This window comes from Staphylococcus sp. 8AQ, from assembly GCF_902506595.1.
GTDB classification, from domain to species: Bacteria; Bacillota; Bacilli; order Staphylococcales; family Staphylococcaceae; genus Staphylococcus; species Staphylococcus pasteuri.
The window spans coordinates 2,262,138-2,279,684 of record NZ_LR733871.1 but is presented as its reverse complement, the minus strand read 5'-3'; the positions used below and the strand labels follow the sequence as shown (position 1 = coordinate 2,279,684).

The window sequence follows — 17,547 nt, the reverse complement described above, 5'->3', positions numbered from 1 at the left end:
ATTTGAGCGTGTCCCATCCTTTGGGTATACTCATATTAAGAACAATAAAAATGTAAATTAGTTTATCTTCATATCTGTTTAAAGTAAAGACTCACCACATTAATGACTAACATTAGGGGAGATATAACATGGAAATTAATTTAGATCATCCAGTTTATACAGTTCATGGTTTAATGAAAATTGTTCAAGCTCAAGGTATTCCAGGAACGCTTTCTCTATTAAAAGATTCCATTTACTTTGAAGCGGATGGGTTTTTAAAAGGTTCTGAAATTAAAAATGTCTTTCATTTTGATGAGATTAAAAGTGTGAAATTTGGTTTATCTTTGAATCCATTTAGAATTGTTATTACTGAAAAAGATGGCGAAAATTGGATTTTTGACTATGTACCACGTGCAGAAGGGAAGAAATTTGTAGAATTATATAATGACATCAAAGAAAGTAATTGAAACGAGCTATATATCTTAGTTATATTAAGATATATTAATTTTAAAAATATTGTCTATAATCCTATAATATAGTATTATAAAAGTATAAAAAAACACCTAGTCACTGATGGCGAATCAACAACTAGGTGTAAAACTTAGTAAACATATTCGTTGAGCTGGATAACTCGGTATATGTTATTTACTTACAGCCTATGTAATAGGTGCTCCCGTACTGCAATACGGGAGCTATTTTTTGTCTTGCATCCATTTAAAGCGTAACGCCCGTCCATAATATAAGATATGGAAGGGCGTTTATACATATCCTACTTATCTGTAACTTTCTCGCTTTTGACGGTATCCGCTAAAATGTTATCCCAAAATCCTTGAAGTTCTTCTACTGAGATATCTTTTTCATTTTTTTGTGTACCGACAAAGTCACCGTGATCCCAATTATGTTTAACAGGAGTCACTTGCCATACCCCTTTTTGAGGTTGATCTGAAGCATCCACATATTTTTGGTTGAATGGATGTTTGGCAGAAATGGTTGATACCAGTCCATCATTCTCTCGCCAAGCTTTATCGTCTAGTTTACCAATAACATTTGCTGTTGTTAGATACTTAATGTTCATATGACGATCGCGTTTATAAATACCATTTTTATCTGGTTCGGTAGATTCACCTGAATATGTTTTGTATACAATATTAGGGTTTAAAGATGTCTTATTATTAAGTTCTTGTGCGCCTTGAGTGGTTAAGTCATATAAGCCATTATCTTGTGTTGTCCAAAGTTTGCTGTTTTTAACGCGTTTCACGTATTCAGTATAAGATTCGTTAGGCTGTTGTTTTAATCCCCATTGTCTTAAACCAAGGTCAGAGCGGGAATGTTTACCACCTTGAGTTTTGGCATAGTCATATAGTACCTGTCTAATGATGGCTTCGTTGCCTAATTTATCTGAAGCATGTGTCCCGTTATGGGGTGTTGCAAGCGTTGTAATTGAAGAAACCATATTATCTTGTCCACCTTTATATAACGGTGAAATATCGCCACCATGTTGCTTCTGGTATTCAACCTCCTCAGGATCTCCATTACGAAGCATATCTTCTAATAATCTAACGGTTTGTCCGCCCATACTATGACCAACTAAGTGAATTTTCTGTCCAGGTTTCCAATCTTTATAAGCACCTGCATAAGTTTTACCATAACGTTCGTGACCGTATTTTGCAGCATGTGCTGCGCCGTAATCTACAGTGCCACCTTTAATGTAATAGTATAGTTCAACAGCTCTATCATAATTGCTGCCTAATGCACTGACACTAGCTTCACTGACGTTATAACCTTTAGCACGCGCTTCTTGAGTGATTTTAAGACGATCGCCACCCCAATAATTGCTATTATCAAGGCCGGGACCATTATCGGCAGTGTAACCATTAAAGCCATGTACAAGAATAATAGGGTCATGATTTTTATATTGAATTTGAGGTGCAACTTTATTGGTTTGGTCTTTAGCTGGTTGTACAGCTTTATCCTTAGATTTATTGTTATGTATTGCTACGACGTTTTTTGTAAGTGTATTGATACCGTCTTTTGATTCATCATCTTTATCATTTGTTGGGCTACTGTGTTTTTGATTACTATTATCTAACTGATTCAATTTAATATCATTTTGAGATTGAGTGTTTTTAGTTTGTGACTGATTATTCACTTCATTAGTTTTTTCTTCTGCTGCAGAAGAATCTTTAGCTGTGATATGTTGTTTCGATGATGATTGTTGTGACTCGGTCTCTGACGACACTTCTTTATTAGAATCTTCTTGCAGGGATGTCTTAGGGACCTCTTGTTTATTTGTGCTGTCATTAGCTTGAGTTGCTGATAGTTGATGCTCGTTAGAAGTTTGGTCTTTTTCTAATGATGGTGTTCGATTCGTTTTCTCCACTTTAGTGTTAGATTGTTGATCTGTTTTAGATAACTCGTGAGGTTGTTGTTTCTCTGAGTTTGGTTTGTCAGATTGTTTATTATCTACATATGAATCATTAGTTTGTTGGTTGTCTTTAGGTTGAAGGGAGTCTTCTTGAGTAGTCAATTCTTGATTTTGTTTTGTTGATTTTTGCTGCTGCTCATCTGATTCTTTTGCAGTCTTTTCTTCATTATTATTAGGTGTTTTAGTATTTGTATTTTCACGTGAAACATCACTATTATTATTTTCTTGTTGTGAATTTAAATGTTCTTCTTTAGTTTCAGTTGTTTGCGCATTTTCATTCGCTATAGATGAAGCTTTGTTATTTTGATTATTTGAGTTCTCATTTTGTGTTTGTTCAGTTTGAGCTGAATGCTGATCTGATTGAGTTGTAGCAGTCGTTTGTGCGTTATTATTTTCATCTTTAGATTCATCGGCATGTGCAACACTACCGCCACCTATTAAGAGCATCGTTGCGACCATAATTGAAGATGCACCAATACTTAGTTTGCGAATACTATAAGCATGCGTTCTATTTGTCATGATTTTAGCACCTCTATTAACTAAATTTTTAAACTGTAACGTGATCAAATTTAAAGTTAATCAAATTCAATCACGAGATGTCTTCATCATAAATAAGAATTATGAAGCTAATATAAATTTCTATTTACAATTTCTTAAAGTCATTGAACACATCAATTCCAAGCCAACTATAAACTAACTAAAAAAACCATTTGTAATCTGTAAGTTGTTTACAGACCACAAATGGCAATAAATTCGTATAAAAAGTTTTAGTCTTTTAAATTCACATTCAGTTTATATGGTTGTTTACCAATTACGAAACGACATAGAGCAAACTCTCGGAGAATAATACCGACACCCACACACATACCTAAAGTACACACTAATGATATTACTATAAAGATAATACTTGTATTGATGAAAATAGACGTATATTCATATAGATATTCTAAAATGATCGGGTGTAATAGATATATGAAAAATGAAAATGAATTAACTAAATTCGTGACGCCATACATAAGCGTATTGAAATGAATAAATAGACTAAGTAATAGTAAAAACATAAATGTATGATATAGCATTAATGTTTCAGTATAACTTGTTACATTCCAATAATCATGTTTGCCAAATGCAAACACAAAAATTAAATAAGACACTACAGATAACATCAGTATAATAAATGGAAATTCATAAACAAATGTCATAATTCTATCGTAGTTATAGCCAATATATCCACCCAGGAAGAAGAAAAAGATCCATCCTAAAATAAATGTATTATCGCTTAATGGATATATGTGATGTAGTTGCTTTTCGAATGCATGATTTGTATGTAGTAAACGCAAAAATACAAATTGAACAATGAATGATCCTATTAATAGAATTTTACTATTGAATATTTTAGGTGATATTTTATAGATGATATAGCTTAATATGAAGTACTGAACTATAACGATAATAAAATAACCATACCAATATCCTAATACGACATTTTGGTAGAATTGGTGCCAGAAAGGATCTCCTAATTTTCTGGATTCACTATAACAATAGAAACAACCTACTAATAAATAGGGCATAATGATGTATTTAAAACGTGATGTTAAATAATTCAATTTTAATGAAGAATAATTTAACGTTGTCAGTAATTGAGACAACACGATGAAACACGGTGTGCCAAAGATAAATATATTTTGAGCATAATAAATGACTTTAAGTTGCGCTGTATCATCACCATCTATACCGCGCATATATTGCGTTAGTATATGTGTGACGATAATAATAACACAGAGAAATGCTCTAAGGTAGATGAGTTCTTTTTTCTTTTTATTTTGACTTGCCATCTTTAAAACCATCCCATTTTTTAATTAATTTATTAAAGGAATCCTCGTTTACTAAAACACGTGGAATAGCATAATTATCATCATCTGGATAGACTGAGTGGTCTGCTAATGTATAAGCATATTTAATATTTTCAGATTTCAATATTTTTATATTTTTCTTACTTGGTTCTCCATATGGAAAGGCTAAAGAATTATTAGTCTTATCAAAGTTTTTGTTAATATAATGGTTACTTTTACTTATATCATTTTTAATTTGTTTTCCACTTTTTTTTGTAATAATTGACTTGTTGTCTTTGGTTAATGAGTGAAGGTTATGTGTATGAGAACTGAATGTCCAAATCTTTGATTTCTGCATTTCTTTTAATTTACTTAGGTTAATGAGGTTAAGATTGTGGAAATCGTCTTCTCCGACATGGCCGGTAATCACAAATCCTGTTGCTGGTACATTATATTTCTTTAATATCGGATAAGCACTGTCATAAACGGACATGTCGATATCATCGAAGTTGATCCATACACTACGCGCAGGGAACTTACCTTTACTCTTATAATGTTGAAATTCCTTTTCTGTTAAAAAGTGTGCATCATGATCTTTCAACCACTTAATTTGTTTATTAAATTCTTTTTTAGTCACACTATAATCATTAATTTCTTTACTACTTGAAATGGTGAATAATGTATCTTCAAACCAATTACCATCACGGACACGATGGTAATTTAATGCTAAAGCGCTGTTTTCATGATGTTTACTATTTAACGGGTTTTTCTTTTCTTTAGCGAATGAAGTATTGTCATAAAAAATCATCAAGAAAAATAATGACGTGAATAATAGGGTGGCAATAAGTTTAGAACACTTTCCCATGATTAATACCTTCTTTTTTATATATTCTTTTTCTAATTAATAAGAATAATGAGAATACAATAGCATCAAAAATGATAAATTTTAATAATAAATTGAAAGTTTCGAACATAGTATCTTGTTCAATATTTAATAACGTTCTTATAATTAAGACTAAGTCATCACTTAAACTAAAAAGTGAGCCAATAATTAAAATAAAGGCTATAGCGAAATAGACCCAAAATATAATACTTAATGCAAAAGTAATGACTTCTCTTATACAATGTAAACAAAAATATGTACTTAGCTTTTTCCTCTGTCTGGGCTTGTCCATGTGGCAAACTCTCCTTTCTTTCTAGTAAGTGCTTTTGGAAAGGCAATAATAGCGACGGAAGCGTTAAGCAACCAATATATAGCTGAATACCAGCTTAAATAGAAAATAGTGAAAATATTAATTTTTTCGTATTTACTATCTGCAATAAGTGAAACTGTGAATTGAACTGTATTGATAAATGTTAGTAATAAGGCCGATAAAATGATGAGTGAAAATTTATAATTTAAGAAGTAGTAGTCTAAGAAGTTAGCATTTATAATTTGAATGATTAAAATAGAGACAACGCAGTAAACCCAAATAAGCGAAAAGATTTGTTCGAATACGAGTAAATATATGGCTGGATTCATTGATTTTAACCCGGCTTTAAAGTCACGAATTAAAACTTCTTGTCCGCCTTGTGCCCATCTTAATCGTTGTTTCCATAGGCCTCCCACAGTTTCGGGTACAAGCATTCTACAAAGTGCTCTAGGTTCATATTTAATTTGAAATCCTGCTAGATGGAATTTCCATGAGATGGCAATATCTTCAGTAATCATATCGATATCCCATTTTCCAACCTGTATAACTGCAGATTTTCTAAATAGTGTAAATACACCAGAGATTGTATTAATTTTTCCTGTTAAAGATTGTGCACGTTTGATACTTCCTACCATACTTGCATATTCAATAGTTTGGATTTTACCAAGTATAGATTTTTTATTTCTTATTCTTGGATTACCAGTAACTGCTGCCAATTTAGGATTGTCTTGGAAGTGTTGAATCATAAAGTAAGGTGCACAATTATCGATAAGCGTGTCTGCGTCTATGCCCATAACGTAATCATACTCGGCATAATCAACACCTTTGTTTAGAGCATTGGCTTTCCCTTGATTGACCTTAAGATCGACAAATGTGAAATCCATTGTTTCTTGAAGCTTATAAATAATCTGTGCAGAATTATCTGAACTTCCATCATTGATGACAATGATTTGTTTGTTTGGAAATTCTAATGACAATAGATTTTCAATTGTATCTTTAATTGTTTCTTCTTCGTTAAAGCAAGGAACTAAAAATGATATACCTTCTTCTCCTATGGCTTTAGTCGGTTTTTGAGTAAGCCATAGCTCAGAAAAGAACATATAAATAATCGTTCCTACTATCCAAAATACAGACATAAATAACGGATAAAGTATTAAGAAATTTAATAAGTTCATGTTTCTCCCCCTAGGAATTTTTAACATGAACTGATGATAATGCAGTTTTCTAGGAGTTGCAACACTTTTTTAATATATAAAAAAGTTATAATTGGTATAATTATTATTAAACAAAAATAACTCTATTATTAATAATAGAGTTAAAAATTTTATGCTTAAGAAGTTTTAGTTGGTAAAAAGAGTTTATGGGTGAAAAAACGCTTTAGACAGTTTTAGTTTACTGTCAAAAAGGAAAAACTTAGCAATAAATCAATGGACAAAAAATGTTGTGTTAACAATAGCTTAATATTAGAAAAATATTTTAATGTATTTAATGATGTACTTGATGAGATCATTTTGACTTAGAGAAGAAGCAAACTCTCCCCAAAAACTCATCGTCACACCGTTTAGGTTTGTATCGTAATAGTTCTTTTGATGATTATGGTACGTATTAAATGACGTTATTTTTGTGTCAGATATTAAATCAATATTTTTAGATGTTGAAGTTGATTTTTCATCTCTAGGAAATAGATATAAGGACTGACTATTAAAGTTTTCAACTTGATGGTTGTAATCGAAAAAGTCTTTTGGTGTTAAGCTATTTTGATTTTTCTGTTGCCAATACATAACGATAATGGATTGATCTAACTGTTTCAGACCTTCTTTAGTTATGGAATCGTTCCATATTTTTGCTTCATAGTTATTGGAATTCGCATAATTGGAAATTTGATTGATGTATTTTACGAATTGTTGTTGGTTCGCACCACTACCGGGAACTTCATCGCCACCAATGACCATTTTCTGTTCATCTTTATACTTCGGCTGTTTAAATAAACCGCTAATTTCTGAAATTAAATCTTTAGAGAATTTCAATGAATCTTTATTATCTATAAAATCAATCGTACTTGAATCATCTTGCGATACGACTTTTTGATATGTATCAGGATGATGTTTTCTTAATAAAGTAAGGATGGATTTTGAGTGAGAAGGTAAATCTATTTCTGGAATAATCTGCACATTCCTTTTGTTCGCATATTTAATAATAGATTTGAGTTCTTTTTTAGTTAAAAAGTATGAATTCGTTTTGTTGGATGTCTGCTTTAACATTTTTGAATAGATACTGTAGTTTTCATTATCAGAAAAATGTAACTGTAAATATGTGCCATGATGTTTACTTAGATGTTTGATAATTTGCTTAATACTATGTTCTGTATAGTGTTTACGTGCAATATCTAACGTAATGCCTTTTTCTATTTCTGATTTATCTAGTTTCTTTTGGAAAAATATAGTGAATATCGCTAAAAAGATTATGAGACATAAAATAAATTTCTTTAACATGATTAATCCCTTTTAATTAGAAAGTTTTTATTGTACAAGATACTATTTAAAATGAAATAGCGTAGTTAAGTTAAAAATAATAATATATTTAAATACCCATATATTCCTCGATTAATCATTTATGTTAAAATATTTGTAATAAATAAATTTTCGGAAAATTTTTTCTACTTAAATATTTAGGGGTTTTAAAATTTAATAATTTAAAAGGGGATGTTAGTCATGCAAGGGGATCATATGTGGTTAACGATAATGGGTCTACTCATTATTATTTCGATTGTTGGTTTGTTAATTGCCAAGAAGATTAGTCCATTCGTGGGGATGACACTAATTCCATGTCTTGGGGCACTTATATTAGGCTATAACGTTCATGATTTAGTGACGTTCTTTGACAAAGGTTTGGCACAAGTCATGAATGTCGTCATTATGTTTATTTTCGCGATTATTTTCTTTGGCATAATGACAGATAGTGGTTTATTTAAGCCAGTTGTTAAAAGATTGTTATTAATGACACGAGGTAATGTGATTATTGTATGTATTATGACAGCGTTACTTGGTACGATTGCGCAATTAGATGGCGCAGGAGCGGTTACATTTTTACTATGTATTCCAGCGTTATTACCACTTTATAAAGCATTGAATATGAGTCGTTACTTACTCATCTTATTATTAGCACTGAGTGCAGCCATTATGAATATGGTGCCGTGGGGCGGACCAATGGCTCGTGTAGCAACAGTGTTAAAGGCTAAAAGTGTTAATGAATTATGGTACGGTTTGATACCTATACAAATTATTGGCTTTGTATTAGTCATGATACTAGCTGTTTATTTAGGATTTAGAGAGAAACGACGCATTCAAAAAGGTATCGCTAATGGAGAGCTTGAACAAACACAAGACATAGATATACATAAATTGGTGAGACATTATGAACACGATCAAGAGATAAAATTCCCAGTTAGAGGTCGCGCAAAAGAGCATGGGTCTATCATTTGGATTAATACACTGTTAACGATTTTAGTTATGGTCATTATGCTTTCAAATATAGCACCACCAGAATTTGCATTTATGATAGGTGTCGCATTAGCTTTAATTATTAACTATAAGAGTGTCGATGAACAAATGGACCGCGTCAAAGCACATGCACCTAACGCATTAATGATGGCAGTAGTTATCGTCGGTGCCGGTATGTTTTTAGGTGTGTTAGACCATACAGGAATGTTGAAATCAATCGCAACAGATTTAATTAAGATCATTCCACAACCTGTAGGCCCTTATATCCACATTATTGTAGGATTATTAGGTGTGCCACTTGATTTATTAACAAGTACAGACGCTTATTACTTTGCGTTATTACCAATTGTGAAACAAACTGCAGCAGAATTTGGCGTATCTCAAGTATCTACTGCATACTCAATGGTCATCGGTAATATTATTGGTACATTTGTGAGCCCATTTGCACCAGCATTATGGCTTGCACTTGGATTAGCTGAAGCTAATATGGGAACATATATCAAATATGCGTTCTTCTGGGTATGGGGCTTCGCAATCGTATTATTATTAATTGCAATGTTGGTAGGTACAGTGGCATTTTAATGTTTGGGCAGTCTCGAGGTAGTCTAAATATCATTATTTAATATAAAGACAAAATAAATACCCGTAACAGAGCGATTAAATCGTTCTATTACGGGTTTCTTTATTTGATATTATCCTTTTGTATAAAACGCATCGAATACTTGGTCTAAGTCTTCTTTAGCGCCTTTCATAATTTCATCTTCTGGTAGCACTGATGTACCTTCCGCACGAGCTACGTAAAATTCGTCAAAGCCCATAATTTCTTTGAACATTTCTCTTAAATAATGGTATGAGAATTCAAGAGGTGTGTAACGGTCATCATTCGTATAAACGCCACCACTCGCTTGTAGTAATAATGCTTTGTAGTCATCTGTCATAAGCCCAACAGAACCATCTTCAGTATATTTAAATGTTTCTCTTGCCACCATAATATTGTCGATATAATCTTTTAATCTAGACGTGATATTGAAGTTGTGTAAAGGTGTCAAAATAACAATACGATGATGTTCTTTAAATTGGTTTAGTAAAAATGAAGACATCTCAGCGATTTGGCTTTCTTCAGCTGATAATTCTTCTCCTGAACCTAATTTAGACCACACATGTAATAATTGATCACTCTCTAAACGAGGTAGTGCAATATCATATAAATTTAATTCTTCAATTTCACCTTCTGGAAATGCAGTATTAAACTTTTCTAAAAATAAATTTTTCAATTTAGCAGTATAAGTCGCATCATTATTAAAATACGGATGCGCATTAATAAGTAATGTCTTCATTAATTTTATTTGCTCCTTTAAATGTAATATTCATAGTATATACATATAAATTTGAAAATACTATTATATAGTTTTAAATTAACAAATATTAAAGTAGGGACACGCAACTCTTAAAACGCTTCGCTCATGAGTTGCATGTCCCTTTAATTACAGGAATATATTCATATATTTACTTTAATCTGCTGAGTTTAACGCATTGAGCATATCAATTCTACTTATTTTTCTAGCCATAATCAACATTACAATAAATGCAAATACTAACGTTAATAGCGTAGAGAATGTAAAGTTTGTCCAATATAACGTTAAGTCAGCCATAGCATTGTTAGGTGGCAATGTATCCATAATAAAGTGATGTAAATAAGTGCCACCGATAAATCCAGTTAAAATACCGATGATAGTGAGAAGTATTGTTTCTCGGTAAATATACATCACTGTTTCTTTTTTATAAAAGCCTAATACTCGAAGTGTGGCGAGTTCTCGTGTACGTTCAGATACATTAATATTCGTTAATGTGAAGAGTACAACGAATGACAACGCAGATGATGCAACGACAATGATTAAGACGATATTATCAAGACCGTCTAAAATTGTATTGATGGCTGTTTTAGCTTGGTTGGATTGCACGGCTGTTTGGCTCGCATCTTGTTCATTTAATTCACTTGAAACTTTATTAATATTTGAAGCGGATCTATCTTTTAAATTTAAAATTTTAGCATTATAATCGATATCTTTATCAAATGCTTTTTCGTAATATTGTTTGTTCATCACCATGTAATGTCCAGCATACATTTGAGCGATACCATCAATTTTGACTTTATGTTTAGCATTAGTATCATCTTTAATTGTTAGAGTATCACCTTTTTTGTAGTGGCCAAGTTTAGCTAATTTTTCAGAAATAACAACACCATTATTGCTTAATTTTATTTTCTTATCTGAATCGGCGTCACGTAAGGTCATATAATCCTTAAAGTTATCAGAGTTTTTAGGAACAATCATAGAAATTTGTTGATTATCTATAACGTTTTTAGGTTTAGTAGTAACCGATTGATAGTAGACATCATCTTTTTGTTTAACTGAGTCTAAATCATTAATTTTGTCATTATATTTATCTTTGTCTTGTTGTGACGCATGCGTATTATAAACACTAATAATATCGTAGTGAATAATATTTTGATATTGGTTATGGATAATACCATTTAATGAATCTCGCATACCGAAACCAGTAATTAACAGTGCTGTACAGCCAAACACGCCGAGTATTGTCATAAACATACGACCTTTGTATCTGAAAAGGTTACGAGCAGTCACTTTATGATTGAATGACAATTTATTCCAAATAAATGGTAGACGTTCTAATAATATTTTTGAACCGGCTTTTGGTGGTTTTGGTAATAATAAATATTTAGGTTGTTCTTTTAATGCTTTCCAAGCAATATATACTGAAGGTACAACTGTACAAAGTAATGCGACTAATAGACTAATACCAATCCACAACCAATGAGTAGGTGTTTGGATTTCAGGTACAATCAAGTTAGCAGCATAAGCTTGATAAATTTTTTCAGGTAAATACCATGTACCGAAGAAACTACCTAGGGAAGTACCTATAACTGCAGCACTTGTGCCATAAATTAAGAACAGTTTCATAGCGTCAAATTTTGTATAGCCAAGAGCACGCATTACACCCATATTCATTCTTTTTTCTTCAGCCATTCTAGACATTGTTATAAATGTAACTAAAATTGCTACTGCAAAGAAAATGATAGGGAATGTGTTAGATAAAATATCAATACGTTTAGCTGATTCACCAAACTGACTATAGCCTTGATTGTAATCACTACGTGGTTGAATTTCGTAGTTAATATCATCTAATTTTTTAATGTCGTTCTCTTTGTTTTTGAGTTGTGTTTCAGATTTAGCTATATCTTGTTGAGCGTCTTTTAGTTTGCCAGTTTGTTGTAGCATAGTTTTATTTTCATTAACTGAATCTTTTTGTTTATCTAACTCTTTTTTCGCTTTATTAAGTTCTGCTTGTTTATCATCTTTCATATCTGAACGTTGTTTGTCAGACCATTTTTCTAAATCATCAGCATTATTTGAAGCATTACTATTAATTTGTTTTTCAAATCGGTCTGAGTAGCTGTTACCGTGAGCGTTATTATAAGTTAATTTGGCTACATTAGGTTTAGAAGTGTTGAATCCAGATTTTGCTAGTACGCCGAATGTATCGATTTGTCCCTTACCGACATTGGTTACGCCTAAATTTTGTTTTTGCATGTAATCACTTGAGGTTACGAAACCAACAACTTTGTATTGATGATGTTTAAGTCCAGAAATATCTTTTTTACCTTTATTATTTGTAAAATCGATTGTTTGTCCAATTTTATATTTTGAAGTATCTTGCGCATTTAAAGCAATTTCATTAGAAGCTTTTGGCAAACGACCTTTTTTAACTTTATAGGTAGACAATTTTGATGTGTTTTCGTTTAATCGAATAGCTTTATTTGAATTTGCAATACGAGCATCTTTGGAAATACTATATTCCGTCTTAGCCACATGATCCATATTATTTATATGTTGTTTATCATCTTTTGAAAAGCCAATAGGACTTGTTACTTGTGCGTGAGCCATATGATGATCTTTAAAATATTGATCTCCAGTTAGTCGCATATCATCGCCCGTTACTTTTAAGCCAATTAATATGAAAGCGCCTAAAGCTAACAAAATAGTAATTGAAATGAAGCGAGGAAATGATGACTTAAATTCACGTAATATCGTTTTATTTAATTTATTCATGTATATCCTCCTTAATATTCAATTTCTGATATTGGTTTAGGATGATCATTGATGTAGTCTTCTTTAATTTTTCCGTCGAATATTTCAATTACATGGTCTGCCATATCTTTTAATGCTGCGTTATGCGTCACGATAATGACCGTTTTATTATTTTCATGGCTTAAATCTTGCAGAACTTGTAAAATCTTTTTACCAGTTTTGTAATCTAATGCGCCTGTTGGTTCGTCACATAATAGTAAGTCTGGATTTTTTGCAACGGCACGGGCAATAGAAGCACGTTGTTGCTCACCACCAGATAGTTGGGAAGGGAAGTTACCCATTCTTTTTTCTAAACCAACTTTTTTTAGCGTTTCTTTAGGGTCTAATGCCTCTGATGATAGTTCAGATGCAAGTTCTAAATTTTCTAAAGTCGTTAGGTTAGGGATGAGGTTATAAAATTGGAAGACAAAGCCAACTGATTTCCGTCGATAAGTAGTTAATTCTTTTTCGGAAAATTGAGCAATATCCGTACCATTAATGATGACTTTTCCTTCTGTAGCTGAATCCATACCACCTAATGTATTTAATAATGTTGATTTACCTGCACCAGATGAACCCACAATGACCATAAGTTGACCTTTTTCCATTTCAAATGAAATATCTTTATTTGCATAGACCTTTTGATCTCCAGTTCCAAATATTTTTGAATAATTTTCTAATTTTATATACGCCATATGATCCCTCTTTCCATATAGTTGAATATTAATAATAATGATTTCTTTTATAATAGACAGTGTGTCTATTAGTTAAAATAGCATATTTTAATTAGAAAATCTTGGTTTCATTTTGTAAAAATCCGACTTAATAGACAGTATGTATATTATCGTCTATCAATATTAAAATAATAGATAAATATGTGTTGATTTAAAACTAAGCTAACTAAAAAGGCACTCTAAAAATTAGACGAGTAACTAATCTTTAGAGTGCGAATTTGAATATGATATAGGTTGATGTTAGGTTATTGATTTTCAAATTCAGATTCAATACCTAATAGTGATATGGGAGAATGGCTAGAAACATCGAAAAGTACCTCCGCAATATAATGAGAGCTATAATAATTTTCGCTGTTAAACCAACTTTCAATAACTCCTAAATCACCATATATTGTATGATTCAATATAATATCTTTTTGGAAGTTCATTTCAACGTTGTTTTTTTCCAATAATGGATAATAAATATTTTCACGAACCTTTTCTACTAGTAATGCGCGAAAATAGGTTGTATTCATATTTGTAATGAGTACTTTTACAAACTCAAAATTAAGTTCAATATATTCTAATAACCGTGTGAAAGACACTTTAAATTCAGTATTAAATATAGCATCATCATTGACTGAAGATTGTTTTACATAATCGGTAAGCTCATCAATCGTTTCCTCAATTACAGAGTTTAAGAAATCGTCCTTACTTTTATAATGTAAATAAAAAGTACTGCGATTGATGTTAGCAGCGTCAGCTAATTGTTTAATCGTGATATTAGAATAACTTACTTGATTTAATAATTGAGTAAGTCCCTTTTTTAAATATTGGTTAGTACGAATTTGTCTTTTGTCCATTTCTGCTTCATCCTTTATTACATAAATACTCTATTATGTTAATGATAATCAACATATATCATTGATATGTACATTAAACCTATAATTCGGGAAGTTTCTGCGAGTATTCATTATGGAAATTTGTTAAGTTATTTAATAGACGTATTGTCTATTAAAATATAAGGTAACTTAAATGATATTGCAATTGATTTCAATAGTAGAAAGTGAGTGTTTGATTATGAAAGAGAATTTACAAATAATAGATATTCACCATCACATTATTCCTAAAGTATATAAAGACGCATTACGTAAAATAGGCGTAACAACTGCTGGTGGCTATCCTATCAAGGATTGGAAGCCTGAGGACAGTCTTAATATGATGAATGAATTAAACATAAATATAGGTGTAACTTCTATTTCAGAGCCGGCAACATTACCGTTTAATAAGAAGCAAGCTTCTAAAGTAGCTAGAGAAGTAAATGAGTATCAAGCACAATTAAAGAAAGACTACCCAGAACGTTTTAAAAGCTTTGCTTTACTACCGATGCCGCATGTTAAACAGTCAATCAATGAAATAGCTTATGCTCTAGATGAATTGAAATTAGACGGTATTGGATTGTTATCTAATTATGGAGATCAATATTTAGGCGACGATATATTTGAACCAGTGATGAAAGCTATTAATGATTGTCATGGGGTGGTGTTTGTGCACCCTAGTTCGTCTTCAGATAAAGTGAAAAAACCTCAATATGTTGTAGCGGATTTTATAGAAGAATTTACCTTTAATACTACGCGAGCAGCGACTAATTTAATATTGAGTGGTACGTTAGATCGTTATCCAAATATTACATTTATTTTGGCGCATGCTGGAGGTACGTTGCCGTATATAGAATGGCGAATTAACCAAACACTTGAAACATTAAGTTATATAATGGTGAATCCGAAAGAACGTCTGAAGCCGTATTTAACGGGAAGTAAGACAAAGATGATTGGAGAAGTTGCTAAACATCCTATTCGCTATGGAAAAATGTTCAAAACATATCTACATAGTTTGAAGCGAATGTCACAATTACAATATTCTGCTGACGATTATATTCATCGATTTTATTATGATACAGCACTTTCAACAGGTGACTCTACATTTGCGAGTTTGAAAGAAGTTACTGATACATCTCATATCGTTTTTGGCTCAGATGCACATTATGCACCTAACGATTGGATTGCTAAAATGGAACAAGATATTGGGGCGTCTAATTATTTTGATGAAAATGAGCAGCATCAGATTTTTAATGACAATAGTAATGCATTGTTAAAATAGTAACAACTATCAATTGAAAGATTTTAAAGGGCAATAGTTATATTTCAATATGAATTGTTTGATTGACTATACTTTGATAGATACCATGAATCTGTTGCCAAAGATTAAATTTTTGCAAGTTAGGATATGGGTAATGTTATTAAATGATCCTAATTGAACAACAGTATTAAAGGAGTATTTAACATGAGTGTATTTTCAAAAGATGAGCAATTACAAATATTAAGAGATTTGATAGAGATTAAAACCGTAAATGATAATGAAATTGAAGTAGCAAAATATTTACAATCATTACTACAAAAGCACGGTATCAAAGCAGAAATTGATGAAATTAAAGGACGTCATCAGCGTGCTAATCTAATTGCCTCAATAGGCGACGGTCATCCCGTAGTAGGTATTTCTGGTCACATGGACGTAGTATCGGAAGGTGATTATGGCGATTGGACATATCCACCATTTGAATTAACTGAAGAAGACGGCTTCTTATATGGTCGTGGGACATCGGATATGAAAGCAGGGCTAGCTGCATTAGTCATTGCAATGATAGACATTCATGAACGTGGTTTATTGGAAAAAGGTACAATTAAGTTAATGGCGACAGCTGGAGAAGAAATGCAACAGCTCGGTTCCGAACAATTATACAAAGCAGGCTATATGGACGACGTAGATGCGCTTATCATTGCTGAACCATCTGAGTCAGGTATTGTCTATGCACATAAGGGTTCAATGGATTATCAAATTGTGTCTAGAGGACAAGCAGCACATAGTTCTGTGCCAATTGTAGGTAAAAATGCGATTAAACCTTTATTAGATTTTGTGCGTAATATAGATGATGAATATGAACAACTTCAACAAGAATTAAATTATCAACAGTTAGACTTTTCACATTTTATAGAAGGCGTTAAGGAAAGAATAAACGGCCCTATAGATGTACAACAATTAGCACAAGTAGTCAAAGGTTTAGTTATTAATCACACAATGATTCATGGTGGTAATCAAGTGAATTCAATACCAGATAAGGCCACAACGGATTTTAATATCCGAACTGTTCCAGAATTTGATAATGATAAAGTGAAAGCACTATTCGACAAACATATCAATCAAATTAATGGTGAAGGTGGACAACTTGAAGAGGATATATATTTAGATTTAGATCCAGTGCTTACAACAGGAGAGAATCGCTTAATAGCATTAGGTCAACAAGTTGCAAAGACTATCTTTAATCGTGAGGTCGTTGCGACTCCAACTGTAGGTGTGACTGATGCCTCTAATTTACTTCGAGATAAAGATGAACACTTTCCATTCTTAATGTTTGGACCTGGAACTGTACCACATCAAATCAATGAACATGTTAATAAAGAGACTTATCATCAATTTATTGAGTACTATACTGAATTATTAACGACTTATTTAAATGAGGATTAGTTTCTTAGTATTTGGAGTTAGCCTATGGAAACATAATATATGTCTTCGTAGGCTAACTCCATTTTAATTTAAACTAATAGTAATGGCGCAGAATATATAAGAAGTAAGACTGCGTTCAGTATTATTAATATGATAAGAGCAAAGCGATGCCCATATTTAAAAAGAGAAATTAAAT

General features: G+C 31.8%; 14 protein-coding genes. 4 read left to right on the top strand and 10 right to left on the bottom strand.

Annotated elements, in window-relative coordinates:
* Positions 1 to 128: 128 nt before the first annotated feature.
* Positions 129 to 446, top strand: a complete 318-nt coding sequence (locus tag GVY01_RS11165; RefSeq protein ID WP_017637817.1) for a hypothetical protein — start codon at positions 129 to 131, stop codon at positions 444 to 446.
* Positions 447 to 748: 302 nt separating this feature from the next.
* Here GVY01_RS11165 and lip read toward each other — a convergent pair whose 3' ends face one another.
* The 6 genes from lip to GVY01_RS11135 form a co-directional block, all read right to left on the bottom strand.
* Entirely contained in the window at positions 749 to 2,923 is a 2,175-nt protein-coding gene (gene lip / locus GVY01_RS11160; protein WP_159333767.1) for a YSIRK-targeted triacylglycerol lipase, read from the bottom strand.
* A 248-nt stretch (positions 2,924 to 3,171) separates the two neighbouring features.
* Positions 3,172 to 4,239 carry a polysaccharide intercellular adhesin biosynthesis/export protein IcaC gene (gene icaC / locus GVY01_RS11155; protein WP_017637815.1) on the bottom strand — a complete coding sequence of 356 codons (1,068 nt, stop codon included), beginning with the start codon at positions 4,237 to 4,239 and terminating at the stop codon, positions 3,172 to 3,174.
* Entirely contained in the window at positions 4,223 to 5,101 is an 879-nt protein-coding gene (gene icaB, locus GVY01_RS11150) for an intercellular adhesin biosynthesis polysaccharide N-deacetylase (protein WP_017637814.1), read from the bottom strand. Before icaB ends, icaC begins: the two co-directional genes overlap by 17 nt.
* Positions 5,085 to 5,411, bottom strand: a complete 327-nt coding sequence (gene icaD / locus GVY01_RS11145) for an intracellular adhesion protein IcaD (protein ID WP_017637813.1) — start codon at positions 5,409 to 5,411, stop codon at positions 5,085 to 5,087. Before icaD ends, icaB begins: the two co-directional genes overlap by 17 nt.
* Positions 5,381 to 6,604: a poly-beta-1,6 N-acetyl-D-glucosamine synthase IcaA gene (icaA, locus tag GVY01_RS11140; RefSeq protein WP_017637812.1), complete on the bottom strand. Its 1,224-nt coding sequence runs from the start codon at positions 6,602 to 6,604 to the stop codon at positions 5,381 to 5,383. The genes icaD and icaA overlap by 31 nt, the downstream gene beginning before the upstream one ends.
* Positions 6,605 to 6,892: 288 nt before the next feature.
* The gene (locus GVY01_RS11135; protein WP_017637811.1) at positions 6,893 to 7,921 is read right to left on the bottom strand and encodes a family 20 glycosylhydrolase; all 1,029 of its coding nucleotides are present in this window, start codon (positions 7,919 to 7,921) and stop codon (positions 6,893 to 6,895) included.
* Between the two features lie 219 nt (positions 7,922 to 8,140).
* On the opposite strand from GVY01_RS11135, the gene GVY01_RS11130 reads away from it, so the two are divergent.
* Positions 8,141 to 9,511 carry a CitMHS family transporter gene (locus GVY01_RS11130; protein WP_017637810.1) on the top strand — a complete coding sequence of 457 codons (1,371 nt, stop codon included), beginning with the start codon at positions 8,141 to 8,143 and terminating at the stop codon, positions 9,509 to 9,511.
* A gap of 110 nt (positions 9,512 to 9,621) precedes the next feature.
* On the opposite strand, the gene GVY01_RS11125 is transcribed toward GVY01_RS11130, so the two are convergent.
* From GVY01_RS11125 to GVY01_RS11110, 4 genes are all read right to left on the bottom strand, one after another.
* Positions 9,622 to 10,266 carry an FMN-dependent NADH-azoreductase gene (locus GVY01_RS11125; protein WP_017637809.1) on the bottom strand — a complete coding sequence of 215 codons (645 nt, stop codon included), beginning with the start codon at positions 10,264 to 10,266 and terminating at the stop codon, positions 9,622 to 9,624.
* 174 nt (positions 10,267 to 10,440) lie between these two features.
* Complete coding sequence (locus tag GVY01_RS11120; RefSeq protein ID WP_017637808.1) at positions 10,441 to 13,059, bottom strand: ABC transporter permease; 2,619 nt, start codon at positions 13,057 to 13,059, stop codon at positions 10,441 to 10,443.
* A gap of 11 nt (positions 13,060 to 13,070) precedes the next feature.
* Positions 13,071 to 13,772 (bottom strand): ABC transporter ATP-binding protein, encoded by a 702-nt coding sequence (locus tag GVY01_RS11115; RefSeq protein ID WP_017637807.1) that lies wholly within the window; start codon positions 13,770 to 13,772, stop codon positions 13,071 to 13,073.
* A gap of 284 nt (positions 13,773 to 14,056) precedes the next feature.
* On the bottom strand, positions 14,057 to 14,653 hold the full coding sequence (locus tag GVY01_RS11110; RefSeq protein ID WP_017637806.1) for a TetR/AcrR family transcriptional regulator: 597 nt from the start codon (positions 14,651 to 14,653) through the stop codon (positions 14,057 to 14,059).
* Between the two features lie 217 nt (positions 14,654 to 14,870).
* Between GVY01_RS11110 and GVY01_RS11105 the strand changes: the two genes are divergently transcribed.
* Together GVY01_RS11105 and GVY01_RS11100 are read left to right on the top strand one after the other, a co-directional pair.
* Positions 14,871 to 15,950 carry an amidohydrolase family protein gene (locus tag GVY01_RS11105; RefSeq protein WP_017637805.1) on the top strand — a complete coding sequence of 360 codons (1,080 nt, stop codon included), beginning with the start codon at positions 14,871 to 14,873 and terminating at the stop codon, positions 15,948 to 15,950.
* A gap of 183 nt (positions 15,951 to 16,133) precedes the next feature.
* Positions 16,134 to 17,372 carry an ArgE/DapE family deacylase gene (locus GVY01_RS11100; RefSeq protein WP_017637804.1) on the top strand — a complete coding sequence of 413 codons (1,239 nt, stop codon included), beginning with the start codon at positions 16,134 to 16,136 and terminating at the stop codon, positions 17,370 to 17,372.
* Positions 17,373 to 17,547: the final 175 nt, after the last annotated feature.